Here is a 16,979-nt window from a genome sequence, read left to right on the forward strand (position 1 = left end):
GGGCGGCGCCCCGGTGCCCACGTCCGCCTCCAGCTCGTGGGGGCGCGGCTCCGGGGCCCTTCGCCGATCCGCAGCCGTGCGCGGCGGGGGACCCGCCTCCGCTCGCGTCCCCCCATCCGAGCGCGGCCGATGCCACGGGCCCGGACCCGGGACCCGACCTGCCCGGTCACGGTCGGGCACGGCCGTCCCGGGCCGTGGCGGCGGCGGTTCCATCACGCGCATCGGAGGCAGCTCCCCCTCGTCCGGGGTCGGATACCGCGCGCTCTCTCCGTGGTCGGCGAACATGCCCAGTCCGGGGGCGAGCAGGTCGCCCTCTTCGGCGGTGTTTCCGCGTGCACCCAGTGCCCGGACGGTTTCACACACCATGCACGCCTGTTTCGACGGTTCGTTGTAGGCCGCGCACATCCCGCACTGCCAGTTGCCGTCAGCCATGCGTACGCGCTCCTCCACCCAAGGCGACCTGACCGCTGCCTTCGGGCACTCACCGTACGATGCGCACCGCAAAACGGCAGCGGAACCACAGAACATGCAACACCGGTCCGTACACACGCACAAGGGGAAAATACACCCGGCACCGGAGCCACACCGGCACCGGCCCCGAATCCCCCTGCTTACCGGAAGGCCCGACGACCCTCACCTCCGCGGCCATGGAACTCCGTTCCCGTTTCGCCGACCCTCGGAGGTATGGCAGAGCGCCCCGCGACCTGGACCGGCTACCCCGACCTGCTGGACCGCCCCCGCCGCAACGGGGCGTCCCTGCGAGCCCTGATGGGCCCCAAACCCGCCCCCGCCCTGATCCAGCGCCCGGCGGACGCCGCGGTCGTCCGCGGCTGGTACACCGCGCACACCCGCACGGCACTGCACACCTTCACCGACCTCGTGCCCGACCGCCTGTGGCGCCGCCTCACGAGCCCTCGCGCCACCGCCGACTGCCCCACCCTGGAGACGATGGCCCGAGCCTGCCACCCGACCAGGGCCGTCGCCCACAACACCCTGCGCACCATCGCCGACGACGGCTTCGCCGACCTGCGGGACGGCGCGGAACACCGCATCGTCCGCGCCCTGGCCGGGGCCCGCCAGAACCAGGTCGCGGCACGGTCCCAAACCCGAGGCATGCGCCCCGTCGACCCGCACCCGCCGCTGCGCGACCTGGCCCTCACCCTGCGGCTGCTCGGGGTCCAGGCCTGCCACCTGCAGGGCAACGCCGACTGGTGCCCGTGCCTGCGCGGGCTCCGCAACGAGTCCCCGACCCTGCCCAGCGCCACCCGGATCTTCGAGCTCTCGACCTACTTCATCCCGCGTCACGGCCTCGGGTCCACCGCCTGACCGCATCGGTCGGCGGGCCGAAAATCCGTTTCGCAGTGCGCACCCGGATCCGTTAGCCTCTGGCCCGCAGCGTGTAGCTCAACAGCAGAGCGCCGGAGTATCCATCCGGAGGGTGCGGGGGCAGGACCCGCCACGCTGGCTATGCACGACCAGTACACTCCCGCGTTCGGTGAACCCGCCGCGTTCCTCACCCGTGCCCTCGGCGACGAGGACCCCGAAGTCCGCGCCTTGGCCGAGGACAGGCTGCGGTTCCGGCACCACCTCGCCGTCCACGTCCGCTCCACAGAGACTTTCTGGCGGCGGTTCCGCCCACACGAAGGGTCCCTCCAACAGCGCTACGGCCTACCGAACAGCCGCTCCGCCTTGTACGCCCACCACCTCAGCCGCGACGGCTTCGCCCACCTCACCGCGCTTTTGGAGAGCCGGGACTACCACCTGGAAAACCCCGAGGAAGCGTCCTTGCTGGCAGTGGCCTGGCTGGTCCGGGCAGGGCACGTGCCCGCCGCGCTACGACTGATGGCCGCCTTGGAGGCCCAGGTCAGCGAGCTTCCGCTCACCCCGCTCCCGGGAGCTTCGGCATCCAGCCGACCCGCCGGGCGCCGGGACGGGATCGCGGCGGTAGCCGCTCAGCTCCGGGCTGACGCGGCTCGTCCCCAGCGGCCCCGGAACACCCGGGCCGCCCGCACCGGGCACCCCGGCCCGCGGGCCCTGGCCCAGCACGAGGCGCTGACGGTCTGGAACCCGTTCACCGACCGGGTCCTCACCCACTGGCTGGCCACCCTCGGGCCGGACGGCCGCGTGGACGCCCACCGCCCCGACGGCTGGGCCGAACAGGCCACCGCGCTGCTGGCCGAGTACGGGGAGCTGGCCGAGCAGCACCCGCACTGCACGAAGCACCGCAGGCCCAAGGAGAACCTCGCCGTCCTTCTCGCGGCCCTGCGCGAGGCGGTCCCGTCGAACCGGCTCACCGCCCGCCGCCGCGGTCTCCTGTACAACGCGGTCACCGCCATGCTCCGTAAACGGGGTACCCCCGGATCCGCACAGCACACTGCGTTCCGGTCTGCGCAGGCGGCACAGGACGCCTTGACGGCCCGCCCCGTTTCCGAGGCAGCATCCGCCCCCGCCCCTCGGTTTCCGTCCAACGAGATCCTCGCCACTGCGCTCGTCCACGCTCTGCCCGGGGTGCGCATCGCGCTCTCGGGAACGGGCACCGACGATCCCGCGCTGGCCCATCTGCTCACCGAGCACCAGCGGACCTGCATCCCCCGCTACCCGGCCCAGTTCTGGGACCGCCACCACCCTCGGCCCCGCCCCGACCCGCCCCGGTTTCCCACCCCGCCCTGGGCCCAAGGCAGCCGCCCTCAGCGGCCGGACCGCCACGAACCCTGGCTCCAGGCGCTGCGCGCGCACCTCTCCCACCCCGAACACGAGCACGAGGCCCACCGGGCCCTGCTGGTCGAGGTCCACGGCCTGTACGTGGAGGCCTTCCCCGCCAGCCCTCTGGCCTCCAACCTGGCCGAAGGGCTCAACCGCGTCTCCGCCACCACCGGATCACTACCGCCGTTCCTGCCCCAGGTCGCGGCGCACACCTTCTTCCCCGAATTCTCTCCGCGGTTCGCCAAGGTGGCCCGGCTCGCCGCCGACCAGCTCGACGACACCGTCTACAGCCGCTACTACGGCATCGACACCGCCCTAGTCCGGGCGCTTCCCGAGGAGCGGCGTGAAGGCCCCGAGTACGTCCGGGTCGCCCGCAACACCTGGAGGCTCACCAACGACCACGCCTACCGCGAACCCACCGCGTTCGCGCGGCTGTGCCGTGCCCGCACCGGCATGGAATCCGGTTCCTCCTGCGAAGCGCCGCGCTGGGGACGCCGCCGCGCGGACGTCGCCGACAGCATGATGATCGAACAGGCCCAGGTCCTGACCACGCACAACCTGGCGACCCTGGTCGACCTGGGCTGGGTTCCTGAGTCCGGCTGGGCCGACCTGGCGTTGCGCGCCCACACCGTCACCACAGGTGCCCTCCTCGACCTCCACCACGGCGTGGCCGTCGAACACCGGCTCCGGCGGGCGGCAACCTCCTGGTGCCAGAGCCTCTTCTACCTCTCCCACTGCACGGACACCGAGCAGAGGCAGAGCCTGGAGCGCATGGTCGCCGACGCCGCCGCGCTGCCCGCGCACACCCGCCCCCGGATGGAGGCTCTGTTGGCCGGGTTGGCCGAGGCCATGGAGGGCACGCGCGCCGCGGACAGCTCTCAGTTCCTGGGCTGGTCCTGGGAACCCCACTGGCTGCTGTCCCGTTGAGCGCGCCGCCGGCAGGCGGCGCGGAAAAGGCATTCCGGGCATGGCGGAAACCGGCGCGGGACGCCCGTCCACTACGTCCCGCACCGGCGCTCGCGCGGATTCGCGCGGGTCCAGACTACGGACTCGGACCCAACGGGGGTGGGCGGTTCGGCAAAGTCCTCGGGACTTCTGCCGATCACTCGCACCCGCCGGGCTCAGCGCGCGGACTCCACGGCGCCGAACCACTCTCGGGAGGACTTCGACTGGAGCAGCATGAGAACGATGAGGGGCAGGACGAAACCCATGAACGCGGCGTTCTGACCGGCCAGGACGGCGTGCAGGAGCGACACCAGGCCGCCTCCGCCCACGATGAGGCGCACCACGAGGTGGTTCCGGCGTCCTCCCTTGGCCACCTGAAGGCCAGCGAGCAGGAGGAGCACGATCACGGCCAGGCCGAGCGCGAAGTTGAGCAGGACACCGGGCATGGTCTGACCGCCCTCGGCGAGGAGCACGTCCGTCCCCTCCGGGTGGGTCACGACCGCCATGAGCGCCACAGCGTTCATGATCAGGACCACTCCGGACAGGCCGGAGACCACGAACAGCAGGGTCCGGGCGGCGGTGACCGTACCGGGCATCGCGGGCTTGCTCTGCAGGGGCATCGGGGGACTTTCCCGTCTTTCGAAAGAGGTGGTGCCTCCGTTGAGGTTACCGACCGGCCCCGCGAAAGCCCTGGTCGTGAGAGCTGTTCGGCCAAGATTTCACATGTTCTTAGCATTCCGCCACAGAACCGCCCGCCCCGGAGGCGGAGCCCGCCACGGTCCGCTGGGAGGGCCCGAGCCGCCCAAAGCCGGGCCCTCCCTCTCAACGCCGTTCGGTGCGGATGAGGCTGGCCATCACGCCGAGCAGCGCCAGTCCCAGGGCGGGCACCGCCACCGTCCACGGGGCCCGTTCCACGTAGCGCACACCTTCGGCCAGCATCGCGCCCCACTCGGGTGAGTCGTGCGGCGCGCCGAGCCCCAGGAAACCCAGACCGGCCAGGGCGAGCGTGTTGTGCGGGATGCGCATCAGCGCGTGCCGTGACACCGCGGGCAACACGGACGGAACGAGGTGGCGGCGAGCGAGCCACACCCGGCCGGCGCCGCCCGCGATCGCCGCCTGGTGGAAGCCCGAGGCCCGCACTTCGGCCGCCAGGGTACGGGCGTGCACGGCGATCGGGATCCACGCCACCGATGCCACGGCCACGGCCGCCCCGAGCAGCCCCGGGCCGAGCACCGCGGCGGTCAGGACTCCCATCAGCACCGGAGGAAGCGCGTTCAGCACGTCCCCCGCGCCCGCGCGGGCCCGCTGGCCGGCCACCCCGAAGAGCGTGCCCAGCAGCAGCGCCACCAGGCTCACCGCGACCCCGGCCCCCACACTGATGAGCGCTCCGTGGCTGAGGCGTGCCCACAGGTCCCGACCCAGCGCGTCGGTACCCATCGGGCTCTGTGGAGTCGGGGGTTCGAGGCGCGCGCCGAGCGCGACCGCACCGGGGTCGCGGAGCAGCCCCACCGCGATCACCGCCAGCAGCACGGCACCGACCACCTGGGGCGCGCGCGTCCTGCGCGGGGCCACCGCCACCGCGAGGGCCAGCCCGGATGCCCCCAGGGCCGGTCCGAGCAGTGCCCGGTGCGCCGCGATGCCGACACCGCCGACCAGCAGACCCAGCACGACCAGCACCGCGACCGCGGCCTGGACACGGGGCAGGTCCTGGGAGAGCACACCGTCCAATGCCATGTGCCCGAGCCCGGGGATGGTGAAGACGCGCTCCACGATGACCGAGGAGCCGACCAGCCCGGCGAAGATGAGCAGGACCTGCGGCAGGGCCACCGCGACCGTGCGCACCATCAGGGCCGTGGCCAGGGGCAGCGGCGCGTAGCCCACGACGCGCCAGGTACGCACCCAGTTCTCCGCCAGGGTCGCCGCCAGAGCCCCGGCCAGGACGCGGCTCAGCAGTCCCCCCGTGGGTAGCCCGAGGGCCAGCGCCGGGAGCACCATGTGTTCGGGCCCCTGCCATCCCGCGGAGGGGGCCGCCGTCAACCCGATGGCGACCACGGAGAGCAGGACCGAGGCCAGCAGGAAGTCCGGGGTGGCGGCCAGGACCGCCCCCGTCGTGTCGGCCCCGCGCCCCGCCGGGCGGCCGGTCCGCACCGCGCGCACCAGCCCCGGCAGGATCACGGTGAGGCCGTTGACCAGGGCGACCAGGGCGGCGGCCCCGGCGAGCGAGGCCGAGACGCCGGTGGCGTCGGCCAGTGCTGGGGCGACGGGTGCGCCGCTGACCCAGGACACTCCGAAGTCGCCGGTCGCGGCCCGGCTCAACCAGTCCACGGTGGCGCTGAACGGGTCGCCGGGCAGGTCCAGTTCGTCGCGGATCGCTTCCAGGGCCTGCGGATCCGCTTCCCGTTCAGCCGACCGGGCCCGCAGGACCGTCTGCGCGGGGTCGTTGCCGCTGAGCCAGGGCAGCGCCCCGACCACGAACGCGACCCCGGTGAGGGAGGCGGCCACCACGGCGGGCCCGCGGATCAGGGAGAGGGAGGATCCGGTGCGTGTGACGGTTCGGTTTTGCTTCGTCCCCTCGGTCACTGTCTCTGCGTCTCCCAGGTGATGATGGCCCGCTCGAGCGGGTCCTCCGCCACGCCGTCGACCCCGTCCACGACACCGACGCGGGCGCGCTCGCCCGCCAGCGGCACGAACGTGTGGGTGTCCAGGACAGCGGTCTCGACCTCCACCGCCGCGGCCAGGCGGTCGTCGAGGTCGACCTCGCCCGAGGCGTCGGCGATCATGCCGTCGATCTCCTCGTCGCAGAACCGGGCGAGGTTGTAGCTGCCCCCGCAGCTCCAGTCGGACGCGAGGTAGCCGACCGGGTCGTTGGTCTCCACCAGGTAGGAGCGGGTGCCGATCACGGCGTCGTACGCCCCCTCTAGAAGGTCGGACTCCATGGTGGCGAACTCCTGCACCGTGACGTCGACCTCGAAGCCGACCGCTCGCAGGTCCTCGGCTACCGCCGAGGCGGCCTCGGCGAGTTCGGGCCGGTCACTGTAGGTGGCCAGGGAGACGGTCTCTCCGTCGGCGTCGCCCGCTCCCTGCATGTCCGGGGCGGGGCGGTCCTCGGCCCATTCGCTCACGGGGCCGAAGAGGCCGCCGACCTCGTCGGCGCGCCCCTCGTACACCCCCTCGACGATGGGCCCGGTGTCGACGGCGCTGACCGCGGACGCCCGTAGTGCGGGGTCGGTGAAGGGGCCGTCTTCGGAGTTGAGCATCAGCCCTACGGTGCGGGGGGTGCTCACCTCGACGAGGTGTCCGCCGCTGATGTTGTCGACCTCCGCGATCGGCACCGCGTCGACGATGTCGACCTCACCGGTGCGCAGACCTCCCACGCGGGTGGCGTCGTTCTCCACGAAGCTCACGTCGACTCCATCGGCCGCGGGTGTCCCGGCCCAGTAGTCCTCGTGGGCGGTGAGCTCTGCGGAGCCGCGGTCGACGTCGACCAGCTCGAAGGGTCCGGTGCCGGCACCGACCGGGTCGGGGACGGCGGGGTCGTCCTCGTAGGCCGTCGGCCCGAGTATCGCCAGCTCCGGTGATGAGAGCCGCTGCGGCAGGATCGGGTCTGCCGGGTCGGTGGTGATGCTGACGGTGTCTTCGCCGTCGGGCTCGGCCTCGATGCCGACGCCCGCGAGGGCTCGTGGCTTCGGGCTGGCGCCGGTGGCGTGGTTGAGTGCCTCGGCGACGTGGTCGGCGTCGAGCGGGGTTCCGTCGTGGAAGTCGACGTCGTCACGGAGCCGCAGCGTCCAGACGGTGTCCTCGGTCTGTTCCCAGTCCAGGGCGAGCAGGGGTTCCAGCTCGCCGCCGTCGCTGACTCTGGTCAGGGGTTCGGCTGCGCCCACGCGGCCGAGTAGGAGGGCGTCGTCGCTGTAGGGCGACATCTGTTGGACCGGGGGGAACGCCAAGGACACGCGCAGGTGTGTGTCGTCTTCGGTTCCGCCCTCGGCGAAGCAACCGGTGGCCAGGAGCGCGAGGGCGGTTAGGGCACTCATCGTGGCGCTAGTGCGCGGGAGTGGGGAAGCCATGGGGAACGGTCTCCGTTTCAGGGGCGCCAGGGAAACTATAAATGACAATCGTTTTCATTTGGAAGGCAGAGGTGTGCGCTGAAAGTCAGCGCACACGGGCCGGAGGCGTGCCCGCGCAGGCCGGGAGGCAGGGTGCCCGAGGGGTGTTACGGGCCGGGGACGGCGGTCACACGGCCGCACTCCGCTCCGGTACGGGCTTGGGTGCCCTTCTCCGGGCGACCAGCCACACGAGCACGCCGCCCACGGCCGGCACGGCGGCCATGGCCGCCCAGGGCAGCGCCGCTTCGGGTGCCGGGGTGTGGGCCCGGTCGAGGAGTGCGCCCATGACGGCGCTGCCCACCAGCACGGCCACGCCGCCGATCGAGGCGAGGAACCCGTAGTAGCTGCCCAGGCGCTGCCCGCGCGCCAAGCGCGCCACCAGGTCCTGGGCCACGGGAACGGACAGCATCTGGCCGAAGGTCAGCAGCACCACCAGGGCCACCGCCGGGGCCAGCGACCACCCCCCACCGAGCGGTTCGAAGGGGGCGCTCACCGCCACACCGGCGAAGGCCGCGGACAGCAGCGCGAATCCGAGCGGCAGTGCGCGGACCGGTCCCAGGCGGCCCCGTGCCCAGGCCGCCAACGGCAGCTGGCACACCAGGATGAGCACTGACGCGAGGGCGAACATCCAGCCCAGCGCCCACTGGCCGCCCGTGGACCGGCCCAGCTCCACCGGGAGCGCCAGGTAGAGCTGGTTGTAACTGACCAGGTAGGCGCTGTAACCCAGCGCGAACACCAGGAAGGCGCGGTTGCGCAGCACATCGGCCCATCCGGACAGGACCGGCTCGTCCGAACTGCGGCCGGGCGCTCGCGGCAGCAGGAGGTAGTGGGCGACCAGGATGACCGTGAAGGCGAGTGCGGCGACCGAGCACGTCAGGGAGAAGTCCACGCTCAGCAGCAGCGCGCCCAGCACCGGCCCGGTCACCGACCCGATCTCTCCGCAGACCGCGAAGAGGGCGAACAGCTCGGCGCGGGTCATCACCCCGCGCCGCTCGCAGTCGGCCCCTTCCTCGGCCAGCGCCGCCTCCACTGCCGGGGAGAAAAGGGCGCCAGCGAACCCGGTCAGCACCGCCCCGACCAGGACCACCGGGAAGGTGGGGGCGACGGCCAGCACCAGGAAGCCCGCGATGCGCACGGCGCACCCTGCCAGTACCACGCACCGGGTCCCGAAGCGGTCCGCGAGCGCGCCGCCGACCACGAACAGCCCCTGTTGGCTGAACGTGCGCACTCCGAGCACGACACCGATAGCCCATCCCGCCATGGCCAGGTCCTCGGCCAGGTGCACCGCCAGAAAGGGGACCACGAGGTAGAAGCCCAGGTTGAACGCGAGCTGGGTGAGCAGCAGCAATCGGGTGATGCCGTTGAGCCGGGTGAATCTGGTCAGCAGCGACCATCTGCGGAACGGGTTGGGGCGGCGCCTGGCGGCGGTGGACACGGATGGGATCCTTCACTGGGGTCAGCGGGTGGTGTCGTTCTGGGTGGCCCGTGCTCCGGGACCGTGGACGGGCTCGGGCGTCGGCAGGCGCGGGACCGCGTCGACCAGGCGCCGGGTGTGTTCCTCGTTCGGACATGTCAGCACTTCAGCGGCGGCGCCCTGCTCCACGACCCGCCCTTCGTGCAGAATCAGCACCTGATCGCACAGGGCTCGGACCACGCCGAGGTCATGGGAGACCAGCACCAGGGCGAGGCCCCGGGCCAGGCTCAACCCCTTCAGCAGCTCGATGACGCGTGTGCGGGAGGACACGTCGAGCGCGCTCACGGGCTCGTCGGCGACCAGCAGGCTCGGTTCGGGGGCGAGCGCCCGGGCGATGGCCAGGCGCTGGCGCTGCCCTCCGGAGAACTCGCCGGGGAAGCGTCGGGCCATGTCCGGGTCCAGCCCGACGGCGGTGAGGACCTCGGCGACCCGGGAGCCGTGGTCGGTGCCGACGTTCAGGCAGACCAGGGGCTCGGCGATGCTCTCCCCCACACGCAGGCGGGGGTTGAAGGAGCTTCCGGGGTCCTGGGGCACGAACTGCACGCGGGATCGGAACCAGCGGGTGCGGCGCGCACTGCCCGCGCGCACCGGCCGCTGGTCGGGGCCGAACCTGACTTCCCCCGAGTCCGGCCGCTCCAGCGCCAGGATGACTCTGACCAGGGAGGACTTACCCGACCCCGACTCGCCGACCACGCCCAGCCGCTCCCCCGGGGCCAGCGTGAAGCTCACCCGGTCCAGGGCGCGCACCTCGCGGGCGGGTGAGACCAGCGCGGGGCGGGAACGGTGACTGCGGCAGAGTTCTTCGGCCGTGAGCAAGGCGGGAGAGGTCATGGACAAGGGTCCTCTCTGGAAGGGCGTTCAGGGGGAGCAGGGTCGGGCCTCGGTTCGGGGTCGGGGCTCACGGGGCCGCGGCTGCTCTCGCGTCGGACAGCAGGGACCGGGTCCGTTCGTGCCGGGGACTGCTGAGCAGCCGCTCGACGGGGCCCTCTTCGACGATCCGGCCCTCGTGCATCACCAGCAGCCGTTCACAGACTCTGGAGACGACCGCGAGGTCGTGCGTGATGAACAGCAGGCCGGGGCGGGGGTCGTTCTCCAGGCCCAGCATCCGGTCGAGCAGGTCCAGGACGTCGGCCTGGACCGTGACGTCCAGTGCGGTGGTCGGTTCGTCGGCGATGAGGAGGCGTGGCCGGCAGGCGAGCGCCATGGCGATACAGACGCGCTGCCGCTGGCCTCCGGAGAGCTGCGCGGGGAAGGCGCGGGCCTGTTGCTCGGGCCGGTCGAGCCCGACCAGTCCGAGCAGTTCCACTGCCGCCCGGTCCGCCGCGCGCAGGCCCCTCCCTTGGTGACGGCGGAACGGCTGGGCGACCTGGCGCCCCACACGCGTCAGCGGGTTCAGCGCGCTCAGTGCGTCCTGGAAGACCATGGTCATCCCGCTGCCGCGGATCCGGCTCAGACGCCGTTCGTCGAGGCCGAGCAGCTCCCGGTCGGCCAGCCGCACGCTCCCCTCCGCCACACACCCTTGCGGAAGCAGCCCCATCAGGGCCAGGGCCGTCACCGACTTGCCCGAGCCGGACGCGCCGATCAGGCCGACCCGTTCACCCGGCCGGAGCGCGAAGCCCACGCCGTCGACCAAGGGTGCCCCGTCCGGTCGGTCCGGGCCGCCACCGCGAGCGCACACGCGCAGGTTCCGCACTTCGAGCATCCCCGGCTCCCGGGCATCGTTGGCATGATCCATATGAAAATGATTATCATAACTACCGATGCCTTCGCGACCGCCCCTTCGCGGCCACGGCCCCCTAAGCCGCATCAAGGCGCCTCGGGCGACTCACCGCCCCAGGCGCCAGAACCGCACCCACCTTCACGGAATGGTCAGGCGTGACTGAGACACCACCGATTGCGCTCTCCCCCACCAAGACACGCGCCACATCCGACTTCCTCACCCAACTCCACGAGCTCGCCGCCCGGCTCAACGCGACGGACCTGCGCCCCTGTCCCGAGGTCAACGAGGCCTTCGGACGCCTGGTCGAGCTGTGCACCGTCATCGACGACCACTTGACCGGCCAGGTGCTCCGCGACCCGGCCGCCGCTGCCCTCATCGACTCCCTGCGCGCGGTCAGCTCCCGCGGGGAGAGCGAGCTCGAACGCGCCTGGGCCCGGCGCGTCATCGCCGCCGACGACCCCTGGGCCGAGCTGAGACGATTCCCCTACCTGCGCAACTACCAGCGCCTGGTGCGCTTCGAGCTCGCCGGCCTGCTCGCCGTCGGCGCCGAACCGCCGCGGTCCACCGTGGTCCTGGGAGCGGGCCCGCTCCCGCTGACCGGGCTGGTCCTGGCCCGGGACCACGGTGTGCGCGTCACCAACGTCGACCACGACGCCGAGGCGTGCGAACTCGGTTCGGAGCTGGTCCGCGCGCTGGGACTGGCGGCGATGGTCGACACCGTCTGCGACGACGCACGGGGGTCGGCGGACCTCCCCGCGGTCGCCCTGAGCGACGGCGTGCTCCTGGCCGCGCTCGCGGGCAGCGACGGGGCGGCCAAACGCGACATCACGCGGCCTCTCGCCAAGGCGATGCGCCCCGACGCCCACCTGCTCACCCGCTCGGCCCACCGCCTGCGCACCGCGCTCTACCCCGCGGTGTCCCCCGACGACCTGGAGGGCTTCACCGCACTGGTGGAGATGCACCCCTGCGACGACGTGGTCAACTCGGTGCTGATCGCCCGCCCCACCGTGTACGGCTGACCGGCCAAGAGCACCGCGCCCCGCCGAGCCCGACGCGGCGGGGCGCGGCTCGACGGGGCGCTGCTTGACGCGGCACGGTGCCGCCACAGATCAGGGAGTAAGCAGCACCTTGGTGGCGCGGCGCTCGTCCATTGCCCGGTAGGCCTCAGCGGCCTCCGCCAACGGGAGAGTGACGTCGAAGACGGCTCCCGGGTCGATCCGGTCGGTCATGATCTGGTCGATCAGATCGGGCAGGAGCCGGGCCGCCGTGCAGGCGCACCCCGGAGAAAAACAGCTCTGTGCCGTCCAGCTCGACCCCGTGAGGGAGTCGGACGTAGGCGACGCTCTCACCGGGGCGCGTCGAGCGGATGGCCTGCTTCATGGACTCCCCGGTACCGACAGCCTCCACGGTCGCGTGCGCACCGTAGCCGCCGGTGAGCTCCTTGACCTCGGCCGCGCCCGCGTCGCCGCGTTCCTCCACGATGTGCGTGGCACCGAAACGCTCGGCGAGGCGCTGGCGGTCGGCATGGCGGGACACGGCAATGATCCGCTCCGCGCCCAGGCGCTTGGCGGCCAGGACCGCGCACAGGCCGACCGCGCCGTCTCCGACCACCGCGACCGTCTTGCCGGGACCGGCTCCAGCCTCGGCCGCGCCGAACCAGCCGGTGCCGAGCACATCGGACGCCGCCAGCAGCCCTCGGGCCTGGCGCGGTGTCGGCTCGCCGGGGACCTTCACCAAGGTGCCGTCGGCGAGGGGTATCCGTGCGTACTCCGACTGGGTACCGACGGCGGCCAGGAAGACGTGGCGAACGCAGAAGGACTGGTATCCGGCCCGGCAGTTCTCGCAGGTGTTGTCAGAGGCGACAAACGATCCGACCACGAAGTCACCCTCTTGGACGTCGCGGACCTCGGGCCCGGTCTGCTCGACAACTCCGATGTACTCATGGCCCATCGGGGTTGGGCCGTCCTGCGGCTGGACACCCCGGTAGGGCCACAGGTCGGATCCGCAGACACAGGTGGCGGTGACACGGATGACCGCGTCGGTCGGTTCGATGACCGCGGCGTCCTTGATTTCCTCGACACGAACGTCGCGGGGGCCGTGCATGACGACGGCGCGCATGGGAACTCCTCCGCACTCGACTGCTGCACACCACACCAGCACCGCCACCTTTCCCCCGCCTTTCCTCCGCGGCCTCCGTGCAGGTCCGGGCACGGCGAGAGGCACGGCAGACTGGTATCTGTAGAGGCCGAGAAAGATCACAACGAGCCCGCCCCTCCCGAACCCGGCAGAAGTCCGGCAGGAAAACGGAGCACCGATCCGATGGCGCAGACGCGATGGAACTTCGACCACATGCCGCGGCTCGACGGGCGGACGGTGGTGGTCACCGGCGCGAGCAGCGGAGTCGGCATGGCGACCGCCCGAGGGTTCGCCCGTGCCGGTGCGCACGTCGTCCTCGCCGTCCGCAACCCCGACCGCGGCAGAGCGGCGGCCCAGGCCGTACGGGGGAGCAACGAGGTGCGCAGGCTCGATCTGGCCGATCTGGCCTCCGTCCGCGCGTTCGCCGACACTTGGCGGGGCGGCCTCGACGTGCTCGTCAACAACGCCGGCGTGGCGATGGGGCCGGCCGCGACCACGGCCGACGGGTTCGAGATGCAGTTCGGCACCAACCACCTCGGCCACTTCGCCCTGACCAACCTGCTCCTCCCGTACATCACCGACCGCGTCGTCACACTCTCCTCGGGGGCCCACCGGTTCGGCACCGTCGACTTCGAGGACCCGAACTTTCACCACCGCGCCTACCGGCCGGTCGAGGCGTACGGCCAGTCCAAACTCGCCAACCTCCTGTTCGTCCTCGAGCTGCAGCGACTGCTCACCCAGCGCGGTTCCGCCGTCCGGTCCCTGGCGGCGCACCCGGGCTACACCGCGTCCAACCTCGGCACACAGGGACGGGGCCGCATCCTGGTCGGCGCGGCGAGGCTGGCCGGGTCCGTACTCGCCCAGAACCCCGCGATGGGCGCGCTACCGAGCCTGTACGCGGCGACTCAGGACCTGCCGGGCGCCAGCTACGTCGGACCCGACGGCCGACGCGAGATGCACGGTCACCCGGCCCTGGTCGGGCGCAGCGCTCAGGCCAGCGACCCGCGATCGGCACAACGTCTCTGGGACCTCTCGGAAGAGCTCACCGGGACCGCGTTCAACGGAAGCGCACAGTGGACCCGATCGTGACCCACCTGGCAATGGCCATGAGCTGACGCCTCGGCGCCCCCTCCGCCCTGGAAGACAGGTGAACGCCTCCTCGACGTGGAACACGTGGACCCCGTCACCGGTCTCAGCGTCGCGGCCCAGCTCACGTGCGCAAGTGGGCGAGGACCGCGAGGACCCGCCGGTTGTGCGCGCGGTGGGAAGTGATGCCGAGCTTGGTGAAGATCGCGTTGATGTGTTTGGCGACGGCGCTGTCGCTGAGCACGAGCTCGGCGGCGATGCCCGCGTTGGAGTGTCCGCGGGCCATGAACGCCAGGACCTCGCGTTCGCGTGGGGTCAGCCGCAGTAGGGCCCCGGGTTCGGGCAGGTCGGCAGCGGGCTCGTCCGCGTGCGCCGGGGTGCTCGCGAGGGCCCGCGCGAGGTCGGAGAGCAGGCGTTCCACCTGTATCGGGGAGAGGGCGGTGCTCACGAGTCCTCCTGCGGAACAGCGCCGACGTCGGACAGCACGGCGTAGACGGCCGCGTGCACCGGCACGGCTCCGGGCTGCGTATCCCGCGCGGCCTGTTGGTAGCGGTCGATAACCTCGGAGAGTTCGTCGCGCAGTCCGGCCAGTTGGTCGGCGGTGAGGCGCAGCGGGGTGCTCGACATCTTCGACAGGCCTCGCCAGGCGTAGGGCAGGCGGTGGCGCCGGTCGATGAACTCGCGCACGATGCGGCCGTCGCGGTCGAGCACAGCGCGGGCGAACTCGTCCTGGGTGCGTGCTGTTTCGGGATCGTCGTCCGAGGACGGACTGTACCCGAGGTCGGTGGGCACGATCCGCCACGGGCGCGCCCGTCCCTTACCCTCCCCGGTCTCCTCCGCCAGCCCGTAACGGCCGAGCAGTCCCAGGTGGTAGGAGCAGGTCTTCGGGGTGAGGCCGAGGCGTTCGGCGGCGTCGCTCGCGGTGAGGCTGCCCTCCTCGGAGAGGAGCTGGAGGAGATCGAGTCGGACAGGGTGTGCCAGGGCCCGGAGACGACGAGGACCCATGACTTCGGAAGGACTCTTCTCAGAATACATGTTCCCATTTTCCTCGCTTCGGGGGAGGGCAGTCAACCTGCACTTTTGTGCACCTCGTTCGGCACCCAGGGCTACTGACAACGCTCTCCTCATCGGTGGAGGCTCGTGGCATGGACCCACGAACGCACACCACACACCGCAAGGTGCAAGCCTCCGTCGTTGGAGGTCTCGCTCTTCTCCTGTCAGCAACGGCGTGTGCGGACGACCCCGGCGTTGACAGAGAAGGCCGGGGCGCCGCCGACACCGGCTCCTGGGACGGGGCCCTCGAGTGGGAGCCGTGCGGTGGCGGCGAGGGTGCCGAATGCGGAACGCTCACCGTGCCCGTCGACTGGGACGACCCCGACGGCGCGACCGTCGACCTCTCACTGACCCGGCACACTGCCGAGGACCCCGACGAGCGCATCGGCCCGCTCCTGTACCTCGCCGGTGGGCCGGGCGACCCGGGGGCGCTCCATGTGCGCTTCATGCCGGAGCTTTTCGGGGAACGGGTACGGGAACAGTTCGACCTGGTCGGCCTCGACCCGCGCGGGGTCAACGACAGCGGGGCCGTGGTCTGCTCCGAGGACCTGCTGGACGCCGAGCCCGACGCGTACCTGCACAGCCAGGAGGACTTCGACGAACGGGTCGAGTACAACCGCGCCTTGCGGGAGGACTGCCGCGAGCACACCGGGCCGCTGTACGACCACGTGGACACCCTCTCCGTCGCCCACGACGTCGACGCCGTCCGTGCGGCCATGGGGGAAGAGCGCATCACCGCCTACGGGACCTCATACGGCACGGCTGTCGGTGCGCTCTATGCTGAGCAGTACCCGGACCGTGTACGGGCCATGGCTCTGGACGGTCTCGTCGACCGGAACGCGGACACCGAAGACTTCGTGGGACTGCGCGTGGAATCCATGCAGGCAGCTTTCGACGCGTTCGTCGACTGGTGTGCTGACGAGGGCTCGTGTGCACTCCATGGTCAAAGCGTGCCCGAGATCTGGGCCGATCTCCTCGAACGGGCCGATGCCGACGGCTTGGAGGGGCAGGAGGGCCCCCTCACCTCCTACGAGCTCGTTGAACAGGTCCACGAGTGTGCGTACGAGCCGGACTGGGCGGGGCTGGCCGACCACCTGGCGGCACTCGGCTCCGGGCAGGTGGCCGAGGGCACTGCCTGCGGCGGGGACGAGGAGGACGCCGGGCCGCCGGTCGAGATCCAGGACTCGCGGGGCCTTTCCGTGGCCAACTTCTGCTCCGACTACGACCTCGCCGTCGATGACCACGAGGGGTGGCACGACCTCATGGAACGCACTGGTGACGAACACGGCCCGGACGTGGGGCTCAGTCCGAACGCCGTTCAGCGAATCGCCGACTGCCTGGGCGGGCACCACCCAGCCACCAGACCCCAACACGGGCAGGAGACGGACCGGGAGGCACCGATCCTGCTCACCTCCACCGTCGCGGACCCGATCACCGGCCACAACCAGGCCGCCCGCGTCGCCGAACAGCTCGGCGACCGTGCTTCCCTCCTCACCTACGAGGGCGCCGGGCACGGTGCCTACGGGTTCTTCAGCGGCAGCGAGTGCGTGACCGAGGCCGTCGACGACTTCCTAGTGACGGCGTCCCCGCCCGAGGACGGCACCACCTGCCCGGACGCCCGCGGCTGACCGCCGCCGTACCCGGGTGTGTTGCGTAAGGGTTCCCCAGTGGTTTTCGTCAAGCTGCCCTGGGGGTTGGTAGGAGGTGCCGTCTCGGAGCATGCGGAGAGCACATCGATACGTCGCCGGGAAGGGGCGAG

13 protein-coding genes and 3 pseudogenes are annotated in these 16,979 nt (G+C 71.7%); 5 read left to right on the forward strand and 11 right to left on the reverse strand.

Annotated elements, in window-relative coordinates:
- Nucleotides 1-432 (reverse strand): zinc finger Ran-binding domain-containing protein (locus ACYVD1_RS00945; protein WP_460766176.1); only part of this gene is annotated, 432 nt, incomplete at its 3' end.
- 252 nt (nt 433-684) lie between these two features.
- Here ACYVD1_RS00945 and ACYVD1_RS00950 point away from each other — a divergent pair.
- Both ACYVD1_RS00950 and ACYVD1_RS00955 read left to right on the forward strand, forming a co-directional pair.
- Nucleotides 685-1,326, forward strand: a complete 642-nt coding sequence (locus ACYVD1_RS00950; protein WP_460766181.1) for a hypothetical protein — start codon at nt 685-687, stop codon at nt 1,324-1,326.
- 141 nt (nt 1,327-1,467) lie between these two features.
- Complete coding sequence (locus ACYVD1_RS00955) at nt 1,468-3,630, forward strand: hypothetical protein (protein WP_460766187.1); 2,163 nt, start codon at nt 1,468-1,470, stop codon at nt 3,628-3,630.
- Between the two features lie 194 nt (nt 3,631-3,824).
- On the opposite strand, the gene ACYVD1_RS00960 is transcribed toward ACYVD1_RS00955, so the two are convergent.
- The 7 genes and pseudogenes from ACYVD1_RS00960 to ACYVD1_RS00990 form a co-directional block, all read right to left on the reverse strand.
- Nucleotides 3,825-4,268 carry a hypothetical protein gene (locus ACYVD1_RS00960; RefSeq protein WP_460766190.1) on the reverse strand — a complete coding sequence of 148 codons (444 nt, stop codon included), beginning with the start codon at nt 4,266-4,268 and terminating at the stop codon, nt 3,825-3,827.
- Nucleotides 4,269-4,470: 202 nt separating this feature from the next.
- Nucleotides 4,471-4,935 (reverse strand): annotated as a pseudogene (locus tag ACYVD1_RS00965) (ABC transporter permease subunit); the annotation flags it as partial.
- 357 nt (nt 4,936-5,292) lie between these two features.
- A pseudogene (locus ACYVD1_RS00970) lies at nt 5,293-6,228 on the reverse strand (ABC transporter permease); the annotation flags it as partial.
- Nucleotides 6,225-7,679 (reverse strand): ABC transporter substrate-binding protein, encoded by a 1,455-nt coding sequence (locus tag ACYVD1_RS00975; RefSeq protein WP_460766193.1) that lies wholly within the window; start codon nt 7,677-7,679, stop codon nt 6,225-6,227. The gene ACYVD1_RS00975 and the pseudogene ACYVD1_RS00970, both read right to left, overlap by 4 nt.
- A gap of 199 nt (nt 7,680-7,878) precedes the next feature.
- Nucleotides 7,879-9,186 carry an MDR family MFS transporter gene (locus tag ACYVD1_RS00980; RefSeq protein ID WP_460766196.1) on the reverse strand — a complete coding sequence of 436 codons (1,308 nt, stop codon included), beginning with the start codon at nt 9,184-9,186 and terminating at the stop codon, nt 7,879-7,881.
- 21 nt (nt 9,187-9,207) lie between these two features.
- The gene (locus tag ACYVD1_RS00985) at nt 9,208-10,056 is read right to left on the reverse strand and encodes an ABC transporter ATP-binding protein (protein ID WP_460766200.1); all 849 of its coding nucleotides are present in this window, start codon (nt 10,054-10,056) and stop codon (nt 9,208-9,210) included.
- A gap of 67 nt (nt 10,057-10,123) precedes the next feature.
- Nucleotides 10,124-10,960 carry an ABC transporter ATP-binding protein gene (locus ACYVD1_RS00990; protein WP_460766206.1) on the reverse strand — a complete coding sequence of 279 codons (837 nt, stop codon included), beginning with the start codon at nt 10,958-10,960 and terminating at the stop codon, nt 10,124-10,126.
- A gap of 140 nt (nt 10,961-11,100) precedes the next feature.
- Between ACYVD1_RS00990 and ACYVD1_RS00995 the strand changes: the two genes are divergently transcribed.
- Nucleotides 11,101-11,964, forward strand: a complete 864-nt coding sequence (locus ACYVD1_RS00995; protein WP_460766209.1) for a nicotianamine synthase family protein — start codon at nt 11,101-11,103, stop codon at nt 11,962-11,964.
- Between the two features lie 90 nt (nt 11,965-12,054).
- Here the strand turns inward: ACYVD1_RS00995 and ACYVD1_RS01000 are convergent.
- Nucleotides 12,055-13,063: pseudogene (locus ACYVD1_RS01000) on the reverse strand (zinc-binding dehydrogenase).
- 201 nt (nt 13,064-13,264) lie between these two features.
- Here ACYVD1_RS01000 and ACYVD1_RS01005 point away from each other — a divergent pair.
- Nucleotides 13,265-14,170, forward strand: a complete 906-nt coding sequence (locus tag ACYVD1_RS01005; RefSeq protein ID WP_460766213.1) for an oxidoreductase — start codon at nt 13,265-13,267, stop codon at nt 14,168-14,170.
- 121 nt (nt 14,171-14,291) lie between these two features.
- On the opposite strand, the gene ACYVD1_RS01010 is transcribed toward ACYVD1_RS01005, so the two are convergent.
- A complete protein-coding gene (locus ACYVD1_RS01010; RefSeq protein ID WP_460766219.1) occupies nt 14,292-14,615 on the reverse strand; it encodes a response regulator transcription factor in 324 nt (107 codons plus the stop codon).
- Nucleotides 14,612-15,202, reverse strand: coding sequence for a helix-turn-helix domain-containing protein (locus tag ACYVD1_RS01015; RefSeq protein ID WP_460766222.1), 591 nt, complete (start codon nt 15,200-15,202; stop codon nt 14,612-14,614). The genes ACYVD1_RS01010 and ACYVD1_RS01015 overlap by 4 nt, the downstream gene beginning before the upstream one ends.
- A gap of 110 nt (nt 15,203-15,312) precedes the next feature.
- On the opposite strand from ACYVD1_RS01015, the gene ACYVD1_RS01020 reads away from it, so the two are divergent.
- A complete protein-coding gene (locus ACYVD1_RS01020; protein WP_460766229.1) occupies nt 15,313-16,848 on the forward strand; it encodes an alpha/beta fold hydrolase in 1,536 nt (511 codons plus the stop codon).
- Nucleotides 16,849-16,979: the final 131 nt, after the last annotated feature.

The sequence above is a fragment of the Nocardiopsis nanhaiensis genome, from assembly GCF_054778635.1.